The following is a 23,441-nucleotide window of genomic DNA, read 5'->3' on the forward strand; positions in this document are numbered from 1 at the left end:
TACCTCCCCGGTGGCGCCGTTGCCAACGGGGCCACCTCGGGTGGTGGGCCCGCGTGCCGCCACGCGCGAGCCCACCGGTCCCGTGGTGGGGTGTAGCGGTCGATCAGTGGTCGTGCCCCCTGGGCATCGCGGTGTAGACGCAGCCGGGGGCCTCGGCCGGTTCCGGGGACAGCTCGGTGCCGTCCACCGGGGTGCAGCGCAGGTACTTCAGCCCGAGTCGCTCCAGTCCGGTGGTCGCGCTGAGCGCGAACCCCTTGCCGAAGGCGAAATCGGGGTCGCCGCGCACCTCCCCCGCGGCCACGGACGCCTTCCAGCCCTCCTGGAACGCGGCTAGCCGGTCCGGCTGGAACACGACCAGGCCGAGCTTCTCGTAGGGGGCGACCTCGCAGGTCGCCCACTCGGACACGTAGGGCGCGTAGAGCTTCGCCCGCAGTGGACCGACGAACTCCGCGAACTCCTCGATCGTCGCCGCCTTCGGGGAGGCGCACTCGCCGGTCTTGGCGCGCACCCAGGCGCCGACGCCCGCGGCCGACCCGGTGGTGGGGTCGGCCGCGCCGCACGCGGTCGTCCCCACCACCAGGGCCGTGATCACGAGGATCAGGCCGAGCCGCACGTCGCTCCGTTGAGGGCGAACGTGCTCGGTATCGCCGGGGTGCCGGAGGCCGACCCGTTGAACCCGAAGGTCACCGAGCCGCCCGCCGGGATCGACGTGTTCCAGCTGACGCCCTTGGCGGTGGCCTTGCCGCTCGCCACCACCACGTCGGCCGACCACGCGGACGTGATCGACTGACCGGACGGCACGTCCCACACCAGCGACCACGGGTTGAGCGCGCTGGTGCTGGTGTTCTTCACGACCACGTTGCCGGTGAACCCGCCCGACCACACGCTGGGCGTGGTGTAGGCGACCGTGCACGCGCCACCCGGCGTGGAGCCGGGACTCGTGGTCACGGAGACCGGCGAGGAGGCGGCGGAGGTGTTGCCCGACGCGTCCCTCGCCTTCACGTAGAACGCGTACGCCGTCGAGCCCGTCAGCCCCGTCACGGTCGCCGAAGCGGTCGTGGGCGAGGCGACCAGCACGTCGGTCGCACCGGCCTCGCGGTAGACGTCGTACCCGGCGACACCGACGTTGTCGGTGGACGCCGACCAGGTCAGCGCGACCGAGTTCGCGGTGGCCGTGGCCGTCGGGGTGCCGGGCGCGGTCGGCGCCTGGGTGTCACCGCCGCTGCCCCCGCCGGAGAACACGACGTCCGAGCAGCTGTAGAACGCCTCCGGGCTGTCGGAGCGCTGCCAGATGGAGTAGATGACGTGCCTGCCGGTCTTGTTGGGCAGGCGCGCGCTCCAGCTGTACTCACCGCTGGCCAGCGCCGGGTTGGTGACCGAGTTGAACGGCGTCTGGTCCAGGTCCGACCACTTGAGCGGCTGGTTGACGTCGAAGCCGTCCTTGGTGACGTACTGGTCCCAGGTTCCGGGGTGCGGGGCCCAGGCGTTGTACTTCATGGTGATCGTCGAGTTCGCCTGGAGCGTGGTGGACGGCCAGTCGCCGCGCGCGAGGTTGTACGCGTCGTACTTGGTCGTCGGCCCGCACAGGTGGCCGTCCGGGATGATCTCCCGGTGCTTGCCCGCCGCCTGGCTGATCAGGTTGCCGAACCAGTCCCACAGCGGTTGCTTGCCACCGATCGCGACCGCCTGGACGCACGCGGGGTTGGTGGGGTTGAGGTCCCCTCCCCCGCTGCCCGCCTGACCGTCCTGGTAGCAGCTGTAGGTCCTGCTCTGCGGGAAGGTCATCGAGCCGTGGGCGAGAGCTGTACCGCTCGGCATGACGATCGTCGTGAATCCGGCGACGCCGATCACTGCCGCGCCCAACGCGACTATTCGCTTGAACCGCAACGACTTCTCCTTTCGGGTTGGACGGGTCACGAACCGGCGCACGACGCGCCGTTGAGGGTGAAGGCGGTCGGGGCCGCGTTGGTGCCGGTCCAGGAGCCGTTGAAGCCGAAGGCCACCGAGCCGCCCGCCGGGATGGCCGCGGTGTACGGGGCGTTCACGGCGCTCACCTGGGTGCCGGACTGGGTGGCCGTCGCGCCCCACATCTGGGTGACGGTCTGGCCGTTGGCGAAGGTCCAGCGCAGGGTCCAGCCGTTGACCGCGGCCGTCCCCGTGTTGCGGATCGTCACGTCGGCGCCGAAACCGCCCTGCCACTGGCTGGCGACCTTGTAGGCCACCGCGCAGGAACCGGTGCCGGTGCCCGCCGACGTGGTGAACGCGACGGTGCCGGACCGGGTGGACCGGTTGCCCGCGGCGTCGCGGGCGTAGACGGCGACCGTGTAGGCGGTGCTCGCCGTGAGCCCGGTGAGGGTCGCCGAGGCCGTGGAACTGGACGCGAGCGCGGTTTCCGTGGTGCCGCTGACCCGCACCACGTCGTAGCCGGTCACGCCGACGGCGTCGGTGGACGCGGCCCAGGACAGCGCGGCACCGCTCGCCGTGACGCCCGTCGTGGTCGGGGTGCCGGGCTTGGTGGGCGCGGTCGTGTCACCGCCGCCGCCACCTCCGAAGACCGCCGCCTCGCGCGAGGTCGCCTTGATCCCGTTGGCGCCGTTGAAGATGCGCTGACCCCACGCGCTCAGCTGCGTCGCGTCGAACCCGGTGGCCATGTCGAGGTACTCGACGCCGCCGCCGTTCCCGCTCCACGACCAGCCGAGGTAGCCGAGCTTCTGCGCCTGGGTGTAGGAGAAGATCGTGTCCTCGTCCACGTCGCCGTCGGAGTGGGTGTTGCCGAACTCCCCCACCAGGATCGGCAGGCCCGCGCTGACGAACCGGCCCAGGTAGTCGGTGATCTCGGCGGCGGTGTCGAACACGCCGTACATGTGGATGGAGAACATGGTGTTGCGCAGGGTGTCGCTGGCGAACACCGAGGCCGCGTTGTCGCGCATGGTGAAGGACCAGTCCTGGCCCCAGTTCGGGGCGTCCACCATCAGCGTGTGGGTGAACCCGGCCGCGCGCAGCCTGCCGATCGCGGTCTTGGTGTCCGCGGTCCACGCCGCGGTGTTCGTGTTGCCCCACGGCTCGTTGCCGATGTTGAGGATCGTGTACGCCTCCTGGCCGGTCATCGCGCTCTGGACGCTGATCCAGTAGTCGACGGCCTTGGCCAGCGTGACGGCGGCGGCCTGCTCGCCGTACCCGGTGGTGTCGTGCACCTCCAGCACGCAGATGAGCTTGTTCGCCTTGCACTGGGAGATCACGTTGGCCACGTCGGTCGCGTCGTTGCGCGTCCACTGGTCGCCCGAGCTGAGCACGACCCGGACCGTGTTGGCGCCCAGCGCCTTGATGTCGGAGAGCGCCTTCGTGGTGCGGGAGGCGTACCAGGTGTGCGCGTGGTTGACCCCGCGCATCACGAACTCCGCGCCGGTCGCGTCGTAGAGCCGCCCGTTGGTGACCTTGAACCCGGCCGCCGCCGGTCGCACGGGGTCCGCGGGGGCTGTCGGGGTCAGCACGGTGGCCATCAGGAGCAGGGTGGCGAACAGCGTGCCCGCCAGTGCCATCAGTCTTCTCATCTGCGGGGGACCTCTCAGGGGGAGGTGGAACCGGCGAGGGGTGCCTGAGCGCGCAGGCACCCCACACCGGAATCTGTGGGCTAGGGCTCGACGCCCCAGGCGAGCGCGCCGCCGGTGTAGGCGGTCACGCGGTCGTGGTCCGCCCAGGAGGCGGAGACCCGGTAGCTGTGGTCGTCGGACTGGTCGAACGCCGACCAGTCCGCCTTGGCGAAGCGGAACTGGAGGTCGCCGCTCGTGGCACCGGGTGCCACCGAGCCACCGGTGAACGTGACCTGGAGGTAGGCGTCCGCGCCGGTCCTCGGCGTGGCGAGCTTGACCACCTCGGCCTTCACCTGGGCGCAGCCGATCACCGCCCAGTCGCAGAACACCTGGTAGGACGGGGAAGGCGTGTCGCCGGTGAACCAGTAGCGCAGGGTCACGCCGCTCAGCGGCAGCGCCGTCGTGCCGCGGTTGGCGAACTGGAGGACGGCCCGGATCTGGCTGTCCCGCGCCGCTCCGTCACCGCGCTGCTGCACGGCGAACGTGCCGCCACCGCCACCGCCCGCGGTGGTCGTCACGGAGATCTGCGTGCTCGCGGCGGAGGTGTTGCCCGCCGCGTCGCGGGCCCGCACCGAGAACCGGTACGTGGTCGACGGGGTCAGGCCCGTCGCGGTGTAGGTGGTTCCCGTCGCCGTGCCGACCGCCGTGCTGTCGGCTCGCAGCACGTCGTAGCCCGCGACGCCGACGTCGTCGGTGGAAGCGGTCCACCGCAGCGTGAAGCCGGTGCCGCCGATCGCGGACGCGCTCAGTCCACTCGGGACGGTCGGTGCGGCGGTGTCGGGGGTGCTGGTGCCGTCGGGGGGAGTGCCCCACACCACCTTCCCGTCCTGCACGAGCACCAGCCTGCTCGTCTGGGTGGGCGTGACGTTGCCGACCGGCAGACCCTGGTAGGACCAGTCGTTGGTCGGGTCCCACGTCCCGCTGCTGGTGAGCCGGAACTGGACCTCCTTGCGGTAGGCCGACTGGCCCGCCGGGGAGACGCCCGTGCACGGGATCTCGACGTAGTAGACGTTCCCGCTGTGCCGCAACGGCTTGCTCGCGGCCCCGCACTGGTTGTAGTTGGTGGTGACGGTGATCTGGTCCGCGGTGGTCGTGCCGTCGAGGGTGAAGTAGTAGCGCAGGGAGCCGTTGAAGACCCTGGCGGGCCACGCGGACCTGTTGAGGACGTAGGACTTGATCTCGGTGAAGCCGACGTTGCTCTGGCTCACCGCCGCCTGCGTGGTCAGCTCGGGGCCGTCCGTGGTCTCGGCGACCGGGAAGCCCGCCGACGGGGTGCCGCCGTACTCGCGGTAGAGCCGGGCCAGCGCGCCGGTGAACCCGGCGTTGTAGTCCAGCGCCACCTCGTTGGCCACGTAGTCGGTGCGGCTGTCGGTGTAGGCGTCGTTGTTCGTGCTCGGCCCGCCGACCAGCGCGCCGTAGAGCACGTGCCTGCTGGTGACCGGTTCGGCGATGCTGTCCGCCCACGACCCGTGCGCGGTGCGGTGGTGCGGGTTGCGCGGCGGGTTGGCGCCGAACCCGACCACGTAGCTGGAGTTGCGCGGGTTGTCGCCGAGCGCGTAGTCGATCTGCCGGACCGCGAAGTCGTGGTAGGTGGTGGCACGGGCGGCGTCCCTGGTCTTGAGCCAGTCGCTGTGCACCAGCGCGACGAACGCGGTGTTGGCCGCGTAGCGCAGCGACCCCCAGCTGTCGAGCACGGCCTGGCCGCCCGGCGAGTACCGCACCCGGTTGCCGTTGTAGCCGGTGGTCCAGAAGTCGAGCCAGCGGTTGGCGTCGGTGAGGTAGGTCTGCTCACCGGTCAGCTGCGCCATCAGCACGTAGGCGCCGTAGGACTTGTCGTCCCAGGCGATCGTCCACTTGTAGGACCGCTCGGTGCTCTGCGGCTCGGTGCCGAGCTTCGGGTACTCGTTCTTGGCCTTGGTGAGGTAGGTGGCGTCGCCGGTGGCGCGGTAGAGCCAGATCGCGCCCCACACCAGCTCGTCCTGGTAGCCGCTCCAGGAGTTGTAGTACGAGCTCGCGTCGGTGATGCAGGCGCTGTACTTGCCCCGGTAGGTGTCGGCGAAGGAGTAGAGCTGCTTGGCGTGGGTGAGCAGGGTGGCCGCGTACGTCGGGTCGGTGGCGGCGAACACCATCGACGACGACGCCAGCGCGGCGGCGTACTCGCCCGCGAGGTCGGAGCCGGGGCAGGACGCGTCGACCTTGTAGGACGGCCTGGCCATCGGCATGACCTCGGCGGAGCCCCACCAGGCGTGGTCGGGAGACCCGGTGCCGACCTGGCCGTAGACCACGTTGGGCGACGGGTGCGCCTTGATGATCCAGTCGGTGCCCCACTTGAGGTTCGCCCGCAGCGCGGCGAGCTGGCCGGAGTCGGCGTAGGCCTGCCGGTTCTCCACCGCGCCCCAGGCGAGCATCGACATGCTGGAGGCGAAGGGCAGCCCGAACTTCACGTGGTCGCCCGCGTCGTAGAAGCCGCCGGTCAGGTCGAGGCCGACGTCGGAGCCGTCGTTGAGCGCGGAGTCGCCGCGCCAGGACACGCGGTTGTCGGCGGGCAGCTTGCCCGAGCGCTGCGCGTCGTAGAACCAGACCGACTTCTGCAGCGCGTCGCCGTAGTTGAACGCGGGCGCCGCCTGCGCGTCGTGCGCGGGCACCACCAGCGCGAACACCGCGAGGATCGCGGCAAGGAGCCAGGAAACCGATCTCGACGTGCGCCGTTGCACGAAAGCCTCCGGAAGGTGCAGAGGTTCTGGGAACGCTCCCAGTACTGCGGACTGTAACGAGGGGGAAACATCAGGGGAAGCGGGCTTGATCATCGTCATCGGCCGGATCGCACACCCGCCGTGACCGGAACGCGGGACGGTCGGAGCGGCATTTCGGACAGCGCTGGTCCCCTGTCTCAATTGAGCGCCGGCAAGGCCGTTTTCGTTGACACACGGTGAAATCACCCCGGCCCCACTGGGCCGAGAGGCTGGTGTTGCGGACGTTGGGCGGTCCGTGCGGCCGACTGGGCTCATCGGCCGCACGGACTGGGCTCAACGCTCTAGCGCCACACCTTCCTGGGAACGCTCCCAGGACTACGTGCAGGCCTTGTCGTTCAGGGTGAAGGCCGCCGGTTTCGAGTTGGTCCCGTTCCAGCTGCCCGAGAAGCCGAACTCCACGGTCGCCCCGGCCCCGATCGTCTTGTTGTAGGCCGCGTTGGCCACCGAGACCGCCGCGCCGCTCTGCGTGACGACCCCGTTCCACAGCTGGGAGATGACCTGGCCGTTGGCGTAGGACCACTTCACCGTCCAGCCGTCGACCGGCGTGGTCCCGTTGTTGACGACCTCGACCTTGCCCTGGAACCCGCCTGCCCACTCACCGGTGACCGTGTACCTCACCGTGCACCCGGTGGTGACCGGAGGAGTTGTGGTCGTCGTTGTCGTGGTTGTGGTGGTGGTCGTCGTGGTGGTGGTAGTGGTCGTGGGCTGGGTGCCCGTCGACTCCCCCAGCACGATGCCGCGACCGTTGGTGCCCAGGTACACCCGCCCGTAGACGCGCGGGTCACCGGTGATGGCGTCGCCGATGTTGCCGTACTGGTGCTTGTCGTCGTTGATCCGCGTCCAGGTGGCGCCGGTGTCGTCCGAGCGGAAGACGCCGCGGACACCGCCGATCAGCGCGATCGAGTACAGCGCCGGGTAGGTCTTGCCCGCGGCGGGCTTGCCGAAGCCGATGTTGGTCGACTCGGTGACGCTCGTGGACTTGGTGAAGGTGGTGCCGGAGTCCGTGGAGTGCCACAGCCCCGCGCCACCGGCCAGCCACACGTCGCCCTCGCGGCCCGCGACGGCCTTGAAGTGGGCGGTGTCCGGCAGCCCGGTCGCCGCCTTCGCGGTGAACGTGGCACCGCCGTCGACGCTGACGTAGAACTTGTTGGCCGCGTAGCCGTAGAACTTCTTCGGGTTGACCCGGTCGGACTCCACGACCGCGCCCGCCGGGATGCCGGTCGACGCCGTCCAGGAGTTGCCGTAGCCCACCGAGTAGTACACGCCGGTGCCCGCGGGGCTCCAGACGAACCTGCTCGCGTCGGCCGCCGCCGCCACGGTGCCGCCGCCGGTCACACCGGGGGGTTCGGCGCCCTGGAACCAGTTCGACCCGCCGTCGGTGGAGAACGCGACCCGGTTGTCGTTGGGACGGCTGGTCTTGTCGAACTGCCCGACCCGCACCATCGACGCGGGCGTCAGCTCGGCGAAGTCGACGCTGGTCGTCGAGGTGAAGGTGGGCGAGGTGAACACCTTGGCGGGCACCGCGTCCAGCCGGTCGTGCCGGAAGCCGCCGATGTCGCCGAGCGCGCTGATCAGCGGCGCCCCGGTGGGCGGGCTCATCAGGTCGAGCACGGCGGTCTCCTCCAGGCCCGCGACCATCGGCGTGATGGTGATCTTCCCGCCCTGGTCCCACGTCGTGAGGTTCTTGGTGCCGTAGATGGTGGCGCCGGTGCCGTACATCATCCGGTTGGAGTCGAACGGGTCGATCTCCATCGACTCGGTCATCCAGCCCAGCTTCGGCGCGGTCTCGGGCGGCTGCGGGTTCATGCCGAGCGAGAGCCACGGCACCGCCGAGATGTCCTGGGTGTAGCGCAGGCTGCGCTCGGGGTAGTTCGTCCAGTCCCAGATCCGGGTCCAGGTCGCCCCGGAGTCGGTGCTGCGGAACAGGATCACGTCCGGCCACCAGGACACCTGGGTCGCGACCATGAGGGTGCCGGGGTGCAGGCGGTCGACGGTCAGGCCGCTGTAGCCGAAGTAGTCGTCGGTGCTGCTCGACGGGATGGGGCTGATCTGCGTCCACGTCCCGGTCGCCGTGTCGAGCCGCCAGACGTCGCCCTTGGCGCCGTCGTAGGGGCCGCCGGTGTCGCTGGTGGCCAGGAAGAGCTGGCCGTTGGCGTCCAGCACGCCCTTGTGCGGCAGGAATCCGGTCGGCTGACCGGCCACCCGCGTCCAGGTCGTGCCCGCGTCGGTGCTCTTGTAGACGTTGTTCTGCTTGTCGGCCACGCCGACGTAGATCGTCTTGGTGGCCTGGCCCGACGAGCCGGTGCGCTTGTCGAACGTCACCCACAGGACGCCCTGGTTGTCGTTGAGGTACCCGTTGGGGTCGCTGGGGTCCTGGGCGTAGTTGCCCGCGTTGGGGAACGCGGTCACCTTGGCCCACGTCACGCCGGAGTCGGTGCTGCGCCACAGGCCGTTGCCGCTGGGCGCGCCGAAGTACAGGGTGCTGTTGCGGTTGGGGTCGATCGCCAGCCGCTCGCCCATGCCGCGGCCGGGCATGTTGCCGCCGACCTTGAACGGGAGCGCGGTCTTCTGCCAGGTGGCTCCCCGGTCGGCGGACCTCAGGATGGCGCCGTTATTGGGGTCCCAGCTGTTGGTGTACATCCCCGCGGCCACGTACACCCGGTTCGGGTCGACCGGGTCGGTCGCGAGGCTCGCGACGCCGTTGAGGCCCCAGTCGGTGGTGCCGACGTGGTCGAGCAGGGGGATCCACCGGCTGGTGGACTGGTTCCACCGGTACGCGCCGCCGATGTCGGTGCGCGCGTAGACCAGGTTCTTCTCGGTCTGGTTGAAGACGATGCCGGGGACGAAGCCACCGCCGGCGATCTCGACGTTGCTCCACGAGTAGGCGGCTTGGGCCTCGGGCGGTTGCGCCGAACCGGTCGTGGCCGCGACGGCCACGAGTCCCGCGGCGGTCACCGCCGCGAGCAGGCAGGCGAGAACTCTCCTCATCGAGGATTCTCCTTCTGTGCAGGGATTTCGAGCTGGCAGGGGCCGGACGCCGTGGTTCGCGCCGCGGTCCGCCGGGGAGGCAGGCGAACCGCGGCGCGGGCTCAGGAGGGGTGGTGCGCGTCCGGCCGCGGCGGTGCCGCGCCGTCACCGAGGAAGGAGCTCGGGAACGGCGGCACTGCGCCCGCCGTCTGCTGCCAGGCGGTCCCCACCCGGATTCCGCCGCCCCGCGCGGACTTCGGCGCGTGTCCGGCGACGGACGAGGCCGTGCCCCGTGCCGGAACCGTCCCGGTGGCGCGTGGAGTCCTGTCGCCCGCCGCCCGGTGCTCGGCACCGGGTCGGAGCGCGCGGGGGTCGGGAGGAGGAGGCTGATCGCCGAAGTCGGGGGTGGTGGGCTCGTGGTCCCACCGGGTGTCGAGCGGAAGCGCGGGTACGACGGCCGCCACGCCGTCGCGGGTGGCGGGGCCGGACGGCGGCGGGATCGCCGCGGCGCGTCGGCCTTCCGCGAGCAGGGAACCTGGCACGGGTGCTCCTCGGTGAGGCGGCCGCCGATGGCTCGGAGGCCGCGGACTCCGCGCCGCGTGGGGCGGTGCGGGTCGAGCGGTCCGGCGGGGTGGAACGGGGTGTGCGCCGGGGCGTTCTCCGGTGGCGGCGGAGAAAGGGCCCCGGACCGCCACCCCCCGCCTGCCGGGTTCGGGGGGTGGCGTCCGTCCGGTGCTACCCGAACAGCTCGGTGTGCAGCGAGAACGCGGTCGCGATCTCCGCCTGCGCCCAGAACCTGTGGTACGTGAACGTGGGGGCTGCCCCACCGTTCAAGTAGGCCTGGACCTTGGGCCAATCCGGGTCGGTGGTGAACTTCGAGCGGATCGACAGGAACGTGGAGTTCTGGTCGATCGTGTCGCCGTTCGGCATCTTCCCGGTCCAGCCGGTGGGCACGTAGGGGCCCTCACCGGTGGAGGCGTTGTACTTGTCGTCGAACCGGTTGTAGTCGGTCCGGGTCTCGGGCACCGCGATGCCCTTGTCGTCCTTGTGCGCGAGCAGCGCCGTCAGCAGTCCCTCGCCGACCGTCTTGGCCTGCGCGTTGCCGGACTTGGCCGCGTAGTTGAGCAGCGTCTTCGCGTACGACGCCGCCACACCCACGTCGGTGCTGAAGTTCAGCACCCTGGCGTGCAGGTTCGCGTTCGAACCGGGGCTGGTCGGGTTCCACGTGTCCGGCGCGCCGGTCCACTCGATGTCCGAGGGGATCTGGAAGTTGCCGTTCGTGCCGACCGTGGTGTTGGCGATGGCCCACGGGACCCACTTGTCGAGGATCTTCTTGGCCCGCGCGTCACCGGTGATCTGGTACAGCGAGGCCGTGCGCTCAATCCCCCACGCCTGGAAGCCGAACCACCGGTTGCTGGGCGGGTCGTGCCAGACCGGGTGGGGCTCGTAGAACATGCCGTAGAACGTCGGCGTGCCCGAGGGGGGCGTGCCGTAGCTGCCCTCCCAGCTGTTCGTGACACCACCGGCGATCGCGCCGTCGGCGGACTGCAGGAACTGCAGCATCTCCAGCTGGCGGTCCAGGCTCTTGGCCCAGTCCGCCTGACCGGTGGCCGAAGCCGGCTTCAGCGCCGCCGTGTTGGCCAGCGCGTAGGCGGCCAGCGGGTTCTGGTAGCCCTGGTGCGAAGCGCCGTCGCCGATCCGCCACGCCCAACCCGCGGCCGTGTCGGTGGCACCGCCCCACGCGTAGTACCAGGACATCAGGTAGTGGTCGCTGTCCTTGCCGGTGCCCGCCGCGCAGGTGGAGGGCCCGACGCAGTTGCCGATCTTCTTGAAGTACTTGTCGAACATGGCGTACCGGAGGTAGTCGCCCATCTTGGAGGCCTTCTTGACCTCCGAGGCGATGTCACCGGCCTTGCCCTGCGCGGTGGCCCAGTTCTGCGCCAGCAGCGCCACCTGCACGGCACGCGCGTCGGCGTCCGGGGCGTTGGTGTACTTCCACTGCTTGGCGTAGGAGGCGTCCTTGGTGAACAGGTCGAGGAAGCCGTTGGGACCGCCGTGCTTGAAGGTGTCGCAGGACGGCTGCGGGATGGTCTCCCACACCGACTCCGACGACCCGCGCTGGTAGGTGTTGATGTACGCGGGAGCGGTGTTGGTGCCGTCGCCGCAGTGGCCGAAGCCGTAGGTGTTGTCGACGTCGAGCAGCCAGTGCATGCCGTAGATGTCGCTGTTGCCGTACGCCGTCTTCAACTCGTTGGCGATCGGGTCCGCGCCCACCTTCACGTTGGCGTCCAGCACCGACGGGTACTGGTTCATCGCCGGGTGCTCGGGGGCGTAGGTGGCGGGCTTCGACGGGTCGTACTTGCTGTTCGTCGGCTGGTCCGCGGTGGCGGGGATGATGAACTTCTCCATCGACGCCCACGCCGACTTGAACGGGGCCCAGTCACCGGCGATCCGGCCGTAGCTGGCCTCCAGCCACAGGTAGTAGCTGAACGCCTCCGACGTCGTCTGGTGACCGTGGTCGGGCGCTTCCACCATCAGGGTCTCGACCGAGTGGTAGGGCACCAGCAGGTCGCCGAACTTGCGGAAGTAGCCGTTCGCCGGGTCCTTGATCTTGTTGTACTGGTCGAGGAAGGCCTGGTTGAAGTCCGAAGTGGACGACGAGATCTCCTTGACCACCACCGATGCCGAGCCCTGACCGCTGGCGCTCGCGGTGAACGTCGAGGTGCCGAGTTCACCGCCGTTGTTCGCCGAGGTCACCGTGACGTTCTGCTTGGTGGCCCAGTTGGACGTGGTGAACGTCAGCGAGGCGGGCGAGGCCGTGAGGTCGGTGCTGCCCGAGGTGCGGGCGACGGCGACCGTGACGGAGGCCGACGGCTGCATCGCGAGCGAGACGCCGAACGTGCCGGTCGCCCCCTGCTTGACGCTCACCGCGTTGGGCGAGGCCACGACCGCGGGCCCGGAGAGGACCTTGATCGTCGCCGGTGTCGAACTGGTCGTCGCGCCCTTGTTGTCGTAGGCGCGGGCGCTGACCGAGTACTCGCCGACCGGGACCCCGCTCCACGTCCCCGCGAACGGCGTGGCCGTGTCGGTCGCCAGCAGGTTGTCGCCCTGGTAGAACTCGACCTTGCTGATCGTGCCGTCGGAGTCGGCGGCCGTGGCGGAGAGCGGCACGGAACCGGGTGCCGTGTACGTGGCGCCCGAGGCCGGGCTGGTCAGCGTGACCGTCGGAGCCTTGTTCGGACCGGTGCAGGGGACCCCGTTGAGCGCGAAGTCCGTCGGGGCGCTGTTGGTGGCGCCCTTCGTGGCGTTGAAGCCGACCTGCACCGAGCCGCCGGCGGGCAGCGTGCGCGACCACTCCGGTGCGGCGACGGTCACCTTGGTGCCGGACTGGCTGAACGTGCCGTTCCAGCCCTGGCTGATCGTCTGACCGTTGGCGAAGTTCCAGGTCAGTGACCAGTTGTTGACCGCGTCACCCTGGTTCTGGAGGGTCGCGGTGGCACCGAAGCCGTTACTCCACTCGTTGGTGACCTGGTAGTTGACCGTGCAGGCGACCGCAGCCTGTGCCACCCCGGTGGTGACGGGCAGCAGCCCCGCGGCGACGACCGCCAGGGCTGTCAAGACTGGTAATGGTCGTCTCACGAGCGAACGGAAAAACGGAGTGCGCGTCATTGCGGAACCTCCGGGAGATTTCTGGGAGCGCTCCCAAGTTAGGGTCAAACAGGCCGGAAACGCAATGGACCAGTTATTTCATGGGCCGACCGGACTCTTTCCTTGACGCCCGATCGGCCCAATTCAGGAAAGCCGCAACATCAACTTCGGCTTCAACGTGACGCCCGTCTCAACGACCTCCAACGGAGTAATGCGGGTCTATCCGATTGCACGAAGTAACCGCAGACCAAGGGTTTGAGCGTCACGTACTGAGACTTTCCACGTGATGAAGGAAATAAGTCACCGAATGTGTCTGAACACCAGTGCGACTTCGACGATTCAGCCGCTTCGGAGTCTTTTCGTGCACGTTTCCCGCTGGTTAAAGTCCTGCCTACCTGGGAGCGCTCCCAGCCCCTCTGCCACACCCGGCCCGCCTGCCGCCGCACCCACACGTGGTTCCGGAGGGGACAACGACGTCCCCTCCGGAACCCGACCCACCGGGAGAAGACCAATGGCCCACAGGAAGCACGTCCTGCGTGCGGGAGCACTCTCATGCGCGCTCGTAGCGGGTGTCGCGGCCCTCTTGTACGGGCAGACCACCGCCCAGGCCGCGGACTCCGCGTTCTACGTCGATCCCTCCACCAGCGCGGCGAAGTGGGTCGCGGCCAACCCCGGCGACTCGCGCGCCGCGGTGATCAGGGACCGCGTCGCCTCCGTCCCCCAGCCCCGTTGGTACACCACGACCAACACCTCCACCGTGCGCGCCGAGGTCGACTCCTTCGTCGGGGCGGCCGCCGCCGCGGGCAAGATCCCCATCCTGGTGGTCTACAACGTGCCCAACCGCGACTGCGGCGGGGCGAGCGGCGGCGGAGCCCCGTCGCACAGCGCCTACCGGCAGTGGGTCGACCAGGTCTCCGCGGGTCTCGCGGGCCGACCGGCGACGATCGTGCTGGAGCCGGACGTGCTGCCGCAGATGACCAGCTGCCAGAACGCCGACCAGCAGAACGAGACCAAGGCGTCGATCGCCTACGCGGGCAAGAAGCTGAAGGCGGGCTCCTCGCAGGCGAAGGTGTACATCGACATCGGCCACTCCGCGTGGCTCACCCCCGCCGAGGCGGCGAACCGGTTGCGCGGCGCGGACATCTCCAACAGCGCCGACGGCATCTCGACGAACGTGTCGAACTACCGCGCCCGCGACAACGAGGTCGCCTTCGCCAAGGCGGTGCTCGACGCGGTCGGCGATTCCAGGCTGCACGCGGTGGTCGACACCAGCCGCAACGGCAACGGGCCGCTGGGCAGCGAGTGGTGCGACCCGGCGGGCCGCGCGATCGGCACACCGAGCACCACGGCCACCGGTGACGCCCGGATCGACGCGTTCCTGTGGGTCAAGCTGCCCGGCGAGTCGGACGGCTGCATCGGGCCCGCGGGGCAGTTCGTCCCGCAACGGGCCTACGACCTGGCCATCGCGGCGGGCCCCATCACCACGACCACCACTACTACGACCACGACGACCACCACGACGACCACTCCCCCGCCCGCGTCGGGCTGCCGGGTGACCCAGCGGGTCACCAGCACCTGGAACGGCGGCTACACCGGGGAGGTCGTGGTCGAGAACCGCGGACCGGCGATCAGCTCGTGGGCGCTGGAGTTCTCCGCACCGGGCGTGACCCTCAGCCAGGGGTGGAACGCCAACTGGACGGACACCGGCGACGTCATCAAGGCCACCAACGTCGCCTGGAACGGCTCGGTGGGCAGCGGCGGATCGGTGACGATCGGCTACAACGCCTCCTACTCCGGTGGCACCCCGCCGTTCGGCGGCGCGAAGCTCAACGGCGCGGTTTGCGGCTGACCGAACAGGAGTGGCGCCCCCGGACGCGGGGGCGCCACTTCGCCATGCGACCCGAACATTCCGGAACCCCCGGCCCCCGGTGCTGTCAGACTGGAACACTTCTTACCCAGGGGGAGGGTTCCATGACGACACGACGTGCGGTCGCGGTGCTGGCACTGGTGGTGCTCGGCGCCTCGGCCTGCTCGACCACCGAGGTCGAGCCGGACGCGATAGGGCTGCACTACACGGCGGGCAGCTTCGACGGGAAGTCCTTCGACAGCGTCGTCCGACCGGGCGACGTCGAGTGGACGTGGAACGACGACGTCTACCGGCTCACCACGGCGCAGCGCAGCTACATCGTCCGCCGCGACGAGCACGCCGATGTCAACGGCGTGATCAGCGTTCCGGCGGGCGGTGACGCGGAGACCAACGGCACGCTGGTCGACTTCGAGCTCAGCGTCGCGTTCAAGACCAACACCCGCGACAACGACATCCCCGGCTACGAGGGCGGGACGCTGCGCAGGTTCTTCGAGGACCTGTGCGCGCACTACGAGTGCCAACTCGACGACGACGGGGAGGAACCCGAAGGCTGGCGCGAACTGCTGCGGGAGAAGTTCTACCCGCCGCTGGAGTCCGCGTTCAAGGACGAGGCCCGCCGGTACTTCGGCGACGCCATCGTCAACAACGTCCAGGTCGCCAACACCGACAGCGGCACGCTCACGCTCCTCCAGGCCGACGTCGGCAAGCGCTTCCAGGAGTACCTGGAGCGGCAGACCGGCAAGCAGTTCTTCTGCGGCCCGTCGTTCGACCGCGAGGTTCCCGGCGACCCGAACGCCAAGGACGCCCGGCTGCTCCCGTGCCCGCCGGTGGAACTGCTGATCATCAGCGCCGACTACAACGACCCGGAGATCCGCAAGGGCCGCAGCGCCAAGAAGGTGGCCATCGACCAGTCGGCCGCGCAGGCGCAGCTGTCCAAGGCGCTGGCCGACCCGAACTACCTGGAGTACCTGAGGATCGAGGCGTCGAAGGAGTGCGCGCGGTCCGCCCAGGCGGTGTGCGTCTTCTCCAACGGCGGGGTGAACCCGGCGGTGACGGTGCCGCCCAGGTAGTGGAACCGCCCGCCGCGCGATGTCGAGGGTCGCGCGGCGGGCGGGGCACCGGTGTCCGTTCCCCTGCTCCGGGAACGGGTTCACGCGCTGGCGCGGATCACCAGCGAGGTGGGCAGCAGCAGGGACGGGGGCAACCCCTCCTCCCCCGCGAGCTGGCCGAGCAGGCACCACGTCATCGTGCGGCCCAGCTGTTCGACGTCCTGCCGGACCGTGGTGAGCGGAGGCAGAGCCGTCGAGGCGATCATCAGGTCGTCGAACCCGACGACCGCGACGTCCTCCGGGATGCGGCGGCCCTGGTTGTGCAGCACCCTCAACGCCCCCACGGCCATTATGTCGGCGGCCACGAACACCGCGTCCAGGTCCGGCTCGCGGGCGAGCAGGTCGGCCATCGCGGCCGCGCCGTCGTCCGGCGTGAAGTCCGCGTGCACCACCAGGTCCGGCGCCAGACCCGCCTCCGCCATGCCGCGGCGCCAGCCGTTGAGCCGGTCCATGCCGACCGCCATGTCCCGCGGCCCGGCGATGCTGGCGATCCGCCGCTTCCCCGTCGACACGAGGTAGCGGGCGGCCTCCAGCGCGCCGTTGAAGTTGTCCGAGTCCACGTACCGGATGCCGTCGCCGACCAGCGGCCTGCCGCCGACCACGATCGGCACCCCGGCCTCGGACAGCTTGAGCGGCAACGGGTCCTGGCCGTGCAGGCTGACCATGAGCACGCCGTCGACGTGACCGCCCGCCAGGTAGCCGACGAGGTCCTGCTCGTCGTCCTGCTGGGTCATCATCAGCACCAGCTGCACGCGGCGACCGGCCAGTTCGGCGTGCACACCGCGCAGCACACCGGCGAAGAACGGGTCGGACAGCACCCGGCTGCCCTGCTCCGACACGACCAGCGCGATGCAGTTCGCCCGGTTGCCCGCCAGCGTCCTGGCCGCCTGGTTGGGGCTGTACCCGAGGTCACCGATCGCCTGGTGCACCGCGTCGCGCGCCTTCGCGCTGACGTAGGGCTCCTCGTTGATGACCCTGGAGACGGTGGAACGGGACACCCCGGCCGCGCGGGCGACTTCCTCCAACCGCGGGCCGGGACGCCGGTTCCTGGCTACGTCCGTCACTGCCCACCCGTGGCGGCCAGTGCGTTCTCCCTGGCCACCTTGGCGTACCAGTGGGCGCTGGCCTTCGGGGTGCGGACCTGCGTGTCGTAGTCGACGTGCACGATGCCGAACCTCTTGGCGTAGCCCTCGGCCCACTCGAAGTTGTCCAGCAGCGACCAGCAGAAGTAGCCGCGCAGGTCGACGCCCTCGCTGATCGCGGCGTGCGCGGCGCGCAGGTGCCCGTCGATGAACCCGAGCCGCTCCGCGTCGTGCACCGCGCCGTCGCCGTCGAACTCGTCGCGGTAGGCCGCGCCGTTCTCGGTGATGTACAGCGGAAGCCGCGGGTACTCGTCGTGCAGCCTGCGCAGGACCTTGGTCAGGCCGACGGGCTGGACCTCCCAGTCCATGTCGGTGCGGGGCAGGTCGCGGCCGGGGAACGACAGGTCGCCGAGCCCGACCCACGGGGACCCGCTCTGCCTCCTGCCGTTGCGCGCCGGCGGGCCTTCGCCGTCGGCGACGCTGCTGACGTTGTGCTCCGAGTAGTAGTTGACGCCGAGCATGTCCAGCGGCGTGGAGATGATCTCCAGATCACCTTCCCGGACGTTGTCCAGGAAGTGGTACTCCTCGAAGTCCTCGATCACGTCCGCCGGGTAGGCGCCCTTCAGCACCGGGTCCAGGAAGATCCGGTTCTGCATGGCGTCCAGCCGCCTCGCGGCGTCCACGTCGGCGGGGTTCTCCGGGTCGGCCGCGAAAACCGGGTACAGGTTCAGCGTGATGCCGACCTCGGCGGCGGGCTGGACGGCCCGGATCGCCGACGTCGCCAGGCCGTGGCCGAGCAGCAGGTGGTGCACCGCGGCCAGGGCCGCCTCGGGCTCACGGCGTCCGGGCGCGTGCACGCCCGCCGCGTAGCCGAGGAACGACGAGCACCACGGCTCGTTGAGCGTCGTCCAGGAGGTGACCCGGTCGCCCAGCGACTCCACGACGCTCGTGGCGTAGTCGGCGAACCGGTACGCGGTGTCGCGCTCGGCCCAGCCGCCCTTCTCCTCCAGCGCCTGCGGGAGGTCCCAGTGGTACAGCGTGACCCACGGCTTGATCCCGTTGGCCAGCAGCGTGTCCACGAGCCTGCCGTAGAAGTCCAGTCCCGCCTGGTTCACCTCGCCGCCGTCCGGGCGGACCCGCGGCCACGCGATGGAGAACCGGTAGGCCTGGAGGCCCAGGTCCACCATCAGCTTCACGTCCTGGTCGACCCTGCGGTAGTGGTCGGCGGCGGGCTCGCCGGTGTGGCCGCCGACGATCGCGCCGGGCAGCCTGCAGAACGCGTCCCAGATGGAGTCGGTGCGACCGTCCGCGGTCGTCGACCCCTCCACTTGGAATGCGGCCGTGGCCGCGCCCCACAGGAACCCCTCGGGAAACGAAATCTGGTCCACAACTACCCCTTCACAGCGCCCTGCATGATCCCGGCGACGATCTGCCGCCCGAGTACGAGGAAGACCAACAACACCGGAACCGTGGCCATCGTGGTTCCGGCGAGCACCAGCGAGTAGTCGACGTAGTAGCCGGTCTGGAGCTTCTCCAGCGCGACCTGGATGGTCGGGTCCTCGGGGTTGAGCACGATCAGCGGCCACAGGAAGTCGTTCCAGGACTGCATGAACGTGAAAACGCCGAGCATCGCCGCGGCGGGTCGCACCGCGGGCAGGCAGACGTGCCAGAACGTGCGCAGCAGGCTGCACCCGTCCATCCGCGCCGCCTCGATCAGCTCGTTCGGCACGGCGTCGACGATGTACTGCCGCATCCAGAACACGCCGAACGCGGTGACCAGGTTGGGCGCGATCACCGCGCCGAGCGTCCCGGACCAGCCGAACTCCGCCATCGCCATGAACAGCGGGATGATGCCGAGCTGCGTCGGCACCGCGAGCGTCGCGATGACGAACAGCATCAGGCCCTTGCTGCCGCGGAAGCGGAGCTTGGCGAAGGCGAACCCGGCCAGGCTGGAGAACAGCACCACCGACAGCGTGACCGTGCCGGACACGATGACGCTGTTGCCCAGCGCCTTCCAGAACGGGATCGTGTCGACGACCCTGGACGCGTTGGTGAGGAAGTTCCCGCCGGGGATCAGCGGTACGTCGCCGGTGAAGACGTTGGCGTCGTAGCTGGCCACCAGGAACGACCAGTAGAACGGGAACGCCGAGCCCAGGATGAAGGCGATGAGGATGCCGTACACCAGGAAGTTGGGGCGCTCCAACAGGGTGGAGGCCTTCAGCTTCCTGGCGCGGCCCGGCCTGCGAACCGGAGGAGCGGTCGTGAGCGCGGTCATTCCGCCTCCCCTGTTGACGAGATCCGCCTGGTGAGGAAGAAGTTCGCGGCGGCGATGACGAGGACGACCAGGAAGAGGATCCAGGCCATGGCCGAGGCGTAACCGAGGTCGAAGTCCTGGAAGCCCGCCTGGTACAGGTAGAGCACGACGGTCTGGTACTGGTGGGAGAACCCTCCACCGCTGCCGCCGGCCGGGTCGAACAGCTTGGGCTCGGTGAAGATCTGCAGGCCGCCGATGGTCGACGTGATGACCACGAAGATGATCGTCGGGCGCAGCAGGGGCAGCGTGATGCTGACGAACCGGCGGATCGCGCCGGCCCCGTCGACCAGCGCGGCCTCGTGCACCTCGCGCGGGATGGCCTGCATGGCGGCCAGCACGATCAGCGCGTTGTAGCCGGTCCAGCGCCAGTTCACCATCGTGGCGATGGCGACGTGGCTGGCGAACCAGTTGGCCTGCCAGTCGACCGGGCTGAGCCCGACCGAGTCCAGGAACGTGTTGATCAGGCCGTACTGCTTGCCGAACAGGTTGCTGAAGATGATGGCGAGCGCGACCAGGCTGGCGACGTACGGCAGCAGGACACCCATGCGCCACGCGGTCCGCGCGCGCAGCGCGGTGTTGAGCAGCGCGGCCAGCAGGACCGCGGTGATCATCTGCGGGACGCTGGACAACACGAAGATGCTGATCGTGTTGAACATGGCGTTCCAGAACTGGTCGTCCGCCAGCAGCGCGGTGTAGTTCCCGAGTCCGACGAACGGGTGCTCGTCGCCACCGAGTTCCCAGTCGAACAGGGACACGTAACCGGTGTAGAGCAACGGGAAGAGGCCGATCACCGCGAACAGGACGAAGAACGGCGCGATGAACAGGTAGGGCGTGAACTTGACGTCGAGCCGGGTCAGCCGATCGCGGAAGGGCGACCTCGGATGCGCGTCCGGGGGCTCACGGCGGACGGGCGGGCGGGGCTCGACGCCCCGCCCGCTCGGAACCTCCGTGAGGTCAGCCGTCACTTGGCTGCCTTCTGGGCGCCCTCGACCGCCTGCTTCCAGGCGTCGTCGACGCTGGTGCCCTGCTCGACCGCCTGGAGCGCCGAGTTGAACACCTTGTCCTGGAGGGTGCCCGAGGCCGGGCCCTTCGGCTGGGCGGCCGGGACCTTCTTGGCCTGCTCGGCGAACAGCGCGCCGACCTTGGTGCCACCGAAGTACGCGCTGGTCTGGTCGAGCAGGGCCGGGGCGGTGAGCGCCTCGACCTGGCTCGGGAACGTGCCCTTCGCGGTGAAGGCCTTGACCTGCTGCTCGGGGGCGGTCAGCCACGCGGCGAGCTCAGCGGCTTCCTTCGGGTGCTTGCTCTGCTTGGGAACGGTCAGGAACGAGCCACCCCAGTTGCCGCCGCCGTCGGGGAAGGCGTCGGTGACGGCCCACTTGCCCGCGTTCTCCGGGCCCGCCTGGGCCTCGATCACGCCGAGCATCCAGGACGGGCAGGTCTTCGTGGCGAAAGCGGCGCTCTTGAACGCGGTGTTCCACTCGTTGCTGAACGCGACCAGCTTCGCGGACTGGCCCTTGGCGACCGCGGCGGTCACCTGGTCCCAGTCGGCCTTGAGGTCGGGGTTGGTCTCGACGACGAGCTTGTCGCTGGCGTCGTAGTAGCCGACCTTCTCCTGGTTGACCATCGCGTTGAAGACCTGGGCGGCGCTGTCGAACCACGCCTTGTCCGCCGTCTTGGCCTTGAACTGCTCACCGGCGGCGAAGTAGCTGTCCCACGTCGCGAAGATGGCCTTCACACCGGCAGGGTCCGAAGGCAGTCCAGCGGCCTCGAAGAGGTCCTTGCGGTAGCACATGGCCAGCGGGCCGATGTCCGTGCCGTAGCCGATGAACGAGCCGTTCTTGGTGGCCGACTCCGACTTCCACGCCAGCCAGCGGTCCGGCTTGACGTCGGCCGGGCCGATCTCCAGGAGGTTGTTGAACTTGTCGGACTTCGCCAGCACCTGGGCGAGGTAGCCCTCCTCGACGGCCTCGATGTCGGACAGGCCCGACCCGGCGGCGATCTTGGTGAACATGTTCTGGTGGTGGTCGTCCGACTTGCCGGTCTTGCGGGCGACGACCTTGATGTTCGGGTGGGCCTTCTCGTACTCCGGGAGGAGGTCCTCGTAGCCGAACTCGTTGAAGGTGGCGACGGTCAGCTCGATCTTGCCGTCTGCGGTGGTGCCCCCGGACCCGCCACTCGACCCGCAAGCGGCGGTCGCGGCGAGCGCGGCGGAACAGGCCAGTGCGATGGCCCATCGGCTAGAGCGGTCAGGCACGAAGAACTCCTCTGCTGAGGGCGGCGGTGCTCGGCAGCCTCGGGAGTGAGGCGGTTGCGAGTCTGGGAGCGCTCCCAGGTGGCGAAGTGTGGTCGGCACCACTATTGGGTGTCAAGCACTTGTGTCCAGCCTGTTACCAACAAAGGTCATCTTGACGTCACATGCCGTTGAGCTGGGGTTATCTGATGAACACCACGGTCAGCTACGTGCGGCGAACACGTAGGGGGTTAGCAGCTCCGAGAGCGCTCCCAGGAGCCTGACCTGGCCCGATGGACCGCAAGTGGCCTTGGCAACGATCTGCCATCTCACTTTCGCACCACCGCAGCCTGCGGGTGAACCTGCCGGTCGTCGACCACGTAGTGCGCAGTGGTCCCCCGTCCACCGCGCAGGAGGTTCCCGTCGTGAAGCACATCCGGTCCCTCGGTCTCGTGCTCGCCGCGCTCACCCTCGTCGCGGCGTGCGGCAAACCCGCCGAACCCGGCCCGCCCGTGCCCGCGGCGACCGTCTCCACCGCCTCCGAGCAGCTGCGGTTCACCGCGCGGACCATCGACGGCCAGGACTTCTCCGGCGAAAGCCTCGTGGGCGAACCCGCCGTCCTGTGGTTCTGGGCCCCGTGGTGCCCGTCGTGCAACCGCGAGGCGCCGACCGTGGCCAGGATCGCCGCCCAGAGCAAGGGCGTGACCTGGGTCGGCGTCGCCGCGCAGGACCAGCTCCCGGCGATGAAGGAGTTCGTCGCCAAGTACGACATGAACGGCTTCAAGCACATCGCCGACCTCGACGCCTCGGTGTGGAAGCGGTTCGGCGTGAGCGCCCAGCCAGCGTTCGCGTTCATCGACTCGGCAGGGAAGGCCGACGTGATCATCGGCAGCCCCACCGAGGAGGACATCCTCGCCAGGATCGCCAAGCTCATCGGCGCCTGACCCCGTGGAAACCCCGGGCTTCGCCCTCGCGGCAGGCCTCATCGCCGCCCTCAACCCCTGCGGCTTCGCCATGCTCCCCGCCTACCTGACCCTCGTCGTCATCGGCGAGGACCAGCGCGGCAAGCTCAGCGCGGTCCTGAGGGCACTGGCCGCCACCGCCACCATGGCACTCGGCTTCCTCACCGTCTTCGGCACCTTCGGCCTCGTCATCGCCCCCCTCGCCACCTCCGTCCAGCGCTACCTGCCCGCCGTCACCGTCCTCATCGGCGCGGGCCTGCTCGCACTCGGCGCCATGATGCTCACCGGCCGCGAACCCGCGCTGCTGCTCCCCAAGTCGAGCCGCGGTGCCCCCACCGCCCGCCTCCGCTCCATGTTCGGCTACGGCCTCGCCTACGCCACAGCCTCGCTGTCCTGCACCATCGGCCCGTTCCTCGCCGTCACCAGCACCACGTTCCGCCAGGGGTCCGTTGTGGACGGTGTGCTCGCGTACCTCGCCTACGGACTGGGAATGGCGCTCGTCGTCGGCGTGCTCGCCACGGCCGTCGCACTGGCGGGCTCCAGCGTCCTCACCGGTGCCCGCAGACTGCTACCGCACGTGAACCGGGCGGGCGGGGCACTGCTCGTGGTCGTCGGGCTCTACGTCGGCTACTACGGCGTGTACGAACTGCGCCTGTTCCTCGGCGCCGGATCGGCGAACGACCCGGTGGTGGAGGCGGCGGCCGGTGTGCAGGAGTGGCTGGCTTCACGGGTCGACGCACTGGGCGCGTTGCCGTTGGTGGGGGTGCTGGTGATCCTCGTCGTGGGTGCGGTGCTGGTGGGACGACGGAAGACGAAGACCCTTCAGCGTTGATCCGGAATCAACCCGATCGGGTGGTAACGGAAAAGGCGTCACCCCGACTAATCAGATGCTGGCATCGGAAATTCGACGGCGGGATGA

16 protein-coding genes are annotated in these 23,441 nt (G+C 69.5%); 4 read left to right on the forward strand and 12 right to left on the reverse strand.

The genetic code is table 11. The annotated features are described in order from the left end of the window. Positions 1–103: 103 nt before the first annotated feature. The 7 genes from RM788_RS07710 to RM788_RS07740 form a co-directional block, all read right to left on the reverse strand. Positions 104–613 carry a hypothetical protein gene (locus RM788_RS07710; RefSeq protein ID WP_315930839.1) on the reverse strand — a complete coding sequence of 170 codons (510 nt, stop codon included), beginning with the start codon at positions 611–613 and terminating at the stop codon, positions 104–106. Beyond that, complete coding sequence (locus RM788_RS07715) at positions 598–1,887, reverse strand: lytic polysaccharide monooxygenase (RefSeq protein ID WP_315930840.1); 1,290 nt, start codon at positions 1,885–1,887, stop codon at positions 598–600. The genes RM788_RS07710 and RM788_RS07715 overlap by 16 nt, the downstream gene beginning before the upstream one ends. 26 nt (positions 1,888–1,913) lie before the next feature. Continuing rightward, positions 1,914–3,551, reverse strand: coding sequence for a cellulase family glycosylhydrolase (locus RM788_RS07720; RefSeq protein ID WP_315930841.1), 1,638 nt, complete (start codon positions 3,549–3,551; stop codon positions 1,914–1,916). A gap of 80 nt (positions 3,552–3,631) precedes the next feature. Then, complete coding sequence (locus RM788_RS07725) at positions 3,632–6,250, reverse strand: glycoside hydrolase family 9 protein (RefSeq protein ID WP_315930842.1); 2,619 nt, start codon at positions 6,248–6,250, stop codon at positions 3,632–3,634. 408 nt (positions 6,251–6,658) lie between these two features. Continuing rightward, on the reverse strand, positions 6,659–9,331 hold the full coding sequence (locus RM788_RS07730; protein WP_315930843.1) for a cellulose binding domain-containing protein: 2,673 nt from the start codon (positions 9,329–9,331) through the stop codon (positions 6,659–6,661). A gap of 101 nt (positions 9,332–9,432) precedes the next feature. Continuing rightward, positions 9,433–9,852 carry a hypothetical protein gene (locus RM788_RS07735; RefSeq protein WP_315930844.1) on the reverse strand — a complete coding sequence of 140 codons (420 nt, stop codon included), beginning with the start codon at positions 9,850–9,852 and terminating at the stop codon, positions 9,433–9,435. A gap of 193 nt (positions 9,853–10,045) precedes the next feature. After that, positions 10,046–12,928, reverse strand: coding sequence for a glycoside hydrolase family 48 protein (locus RM788_RS07740; RefSeq protein WP_315930845.1), 2,883 nt, complete (start codon positions 12,926–12,928; stop codon positions 10,046–10,048). A 541-nt stretch (positions 12,929–13,469) separates the two neighbouring features. Here RM788_RS07740 and RM788_RS07745 point away from each other — a divergent pair. After that, positions 13,470–14,807: a glycoside hydrolase family 6 protein gene (locus RM788_RS07745; RefSeq protein WP_315930846.1), complete on the forward strand. Its 1,338-nt coding sequence runs from the start codon at positions 13,470–13,472 to the stop codon at positions 14,805–14,807. Between the two features lie 122 nt (positions 14,808–14,929). Continuing rightward, positions 14,930–15,895, forward strand: a complete 966-nt coding sequence (locus RM788_RS07750) for a hypothetical protein (protein ID WP_315930847.1) — start codon at positions 14,930–14,932, stop codon at positions 15,893–15,895. 80 nt (positions 15,896–15,975) lie between these two features. Here the strand turns inward: RM788_RS07750 and RM788_RS07755 are convergent, their stop codons facing one another. The 5 genes from RM788_RS07755 to RM788_RS07775 are packed head-to-tail and all read right to left on the reverse strand — an operon-like array spanning position 15,976 to position 21,584. Beyond that, entirely contained in the window at positions 15,976–16,998 is a 1,023-nt protein-coding gene (locus RM788_RS07755) for a LacI family DNA-binding transcriptional regulator (protein ID WP_315930848.1), read from the reverse strand. Next, positions 16,995–18,404: a GH1 family beta-glucosidase gene (locus tag RM788_RS07760; protein ID WP_315930849.1), complete on the reverse strand. Its 1,410-nt coding sequence runs from the start codon at positions 18,402–18,404 to the stop codon at positions 16,995–16,997. Before RM788_RS07760 ends, RM788_RS07755 begins: the two co-directional genes overlap by 4 nt. 2 nt (positions 18,405–18,406) lie before the next feature. Beyond that, complete coding sequence (locus RM788_RS07765; RefSeq protein WP_315930850.1) at positions 18,407–19,291, reverse strand: carbohydrate ABC transporter permease; 885 nt, start codon at positions 19,289–19,291, stop codon at positions 18,407–18,409. Next, positions 19,288–20,295, reverse strand: a complete 1,008-nt coding sequence (locus RM788_RS07770) for a carbohydrate ABC transporter permease (RefSeq protein WP_315930851.1) — start codon at positions 20,293–20,295, stop codon at positions 19,288–19,290. Before RM788_RS07770 ends, RM788_RS07765 begins: the two co-directional genes overlap by 4 nt. Further along, complete coding sequence (locus RM788_RS07775) at positions 20,292–21,584, reverse strand: ABC transporter substrate-binding protein (protein ID WP_315930852.1); 1,293 nt, start codon at positions 21,582–21,584, stop codon at positions 20,292–20,294. Before RM788_RS07775 ends, RM788_RS07770 begins: the two co-directional genes overlap by 4 nt. Positions 21,585–21,985: 401 nt before the next feature. Between RM788_RS07775 and RM788_RS07780 the strand changes: the two genes are divergently transcribed. Both RM788_RS07780 and RM788_RS07785 read left to right on the forward strand, forming a co-directional pair. Next, entirely contained in the window at positions 21,986–22,504 is a 519-nt protein-coding gene (locus RM788_RS07780; RefSeq protein WP_315930853.1) for a redoxin family protein, read from the forward strand. A 4-nt stretch (positions 22,505–22,508) separates the two neighbouring features. Beyond that, positions 22,509–23,354, forward strand: a complete 846-nt coding sequence (locus RM788_RS07785) for a cytochrome c biogenesis CcdA family protein (RefSeq protein WP_315930854.1) — start codon at positions 22,509–22,511, stop codon at positions 23,352–23,354. Positions 23,355–23,441 lie beyond the last annotated feature (87 nt).

This window comes from Umezawaea sp. Da 62-37 (assembly GCF_032460545.1).
Lineage (GTDB): Bacteria > Actinomycetota > Actinomycetes > Mycobacteriales > Pseudonocardiaceae > Umezawaea.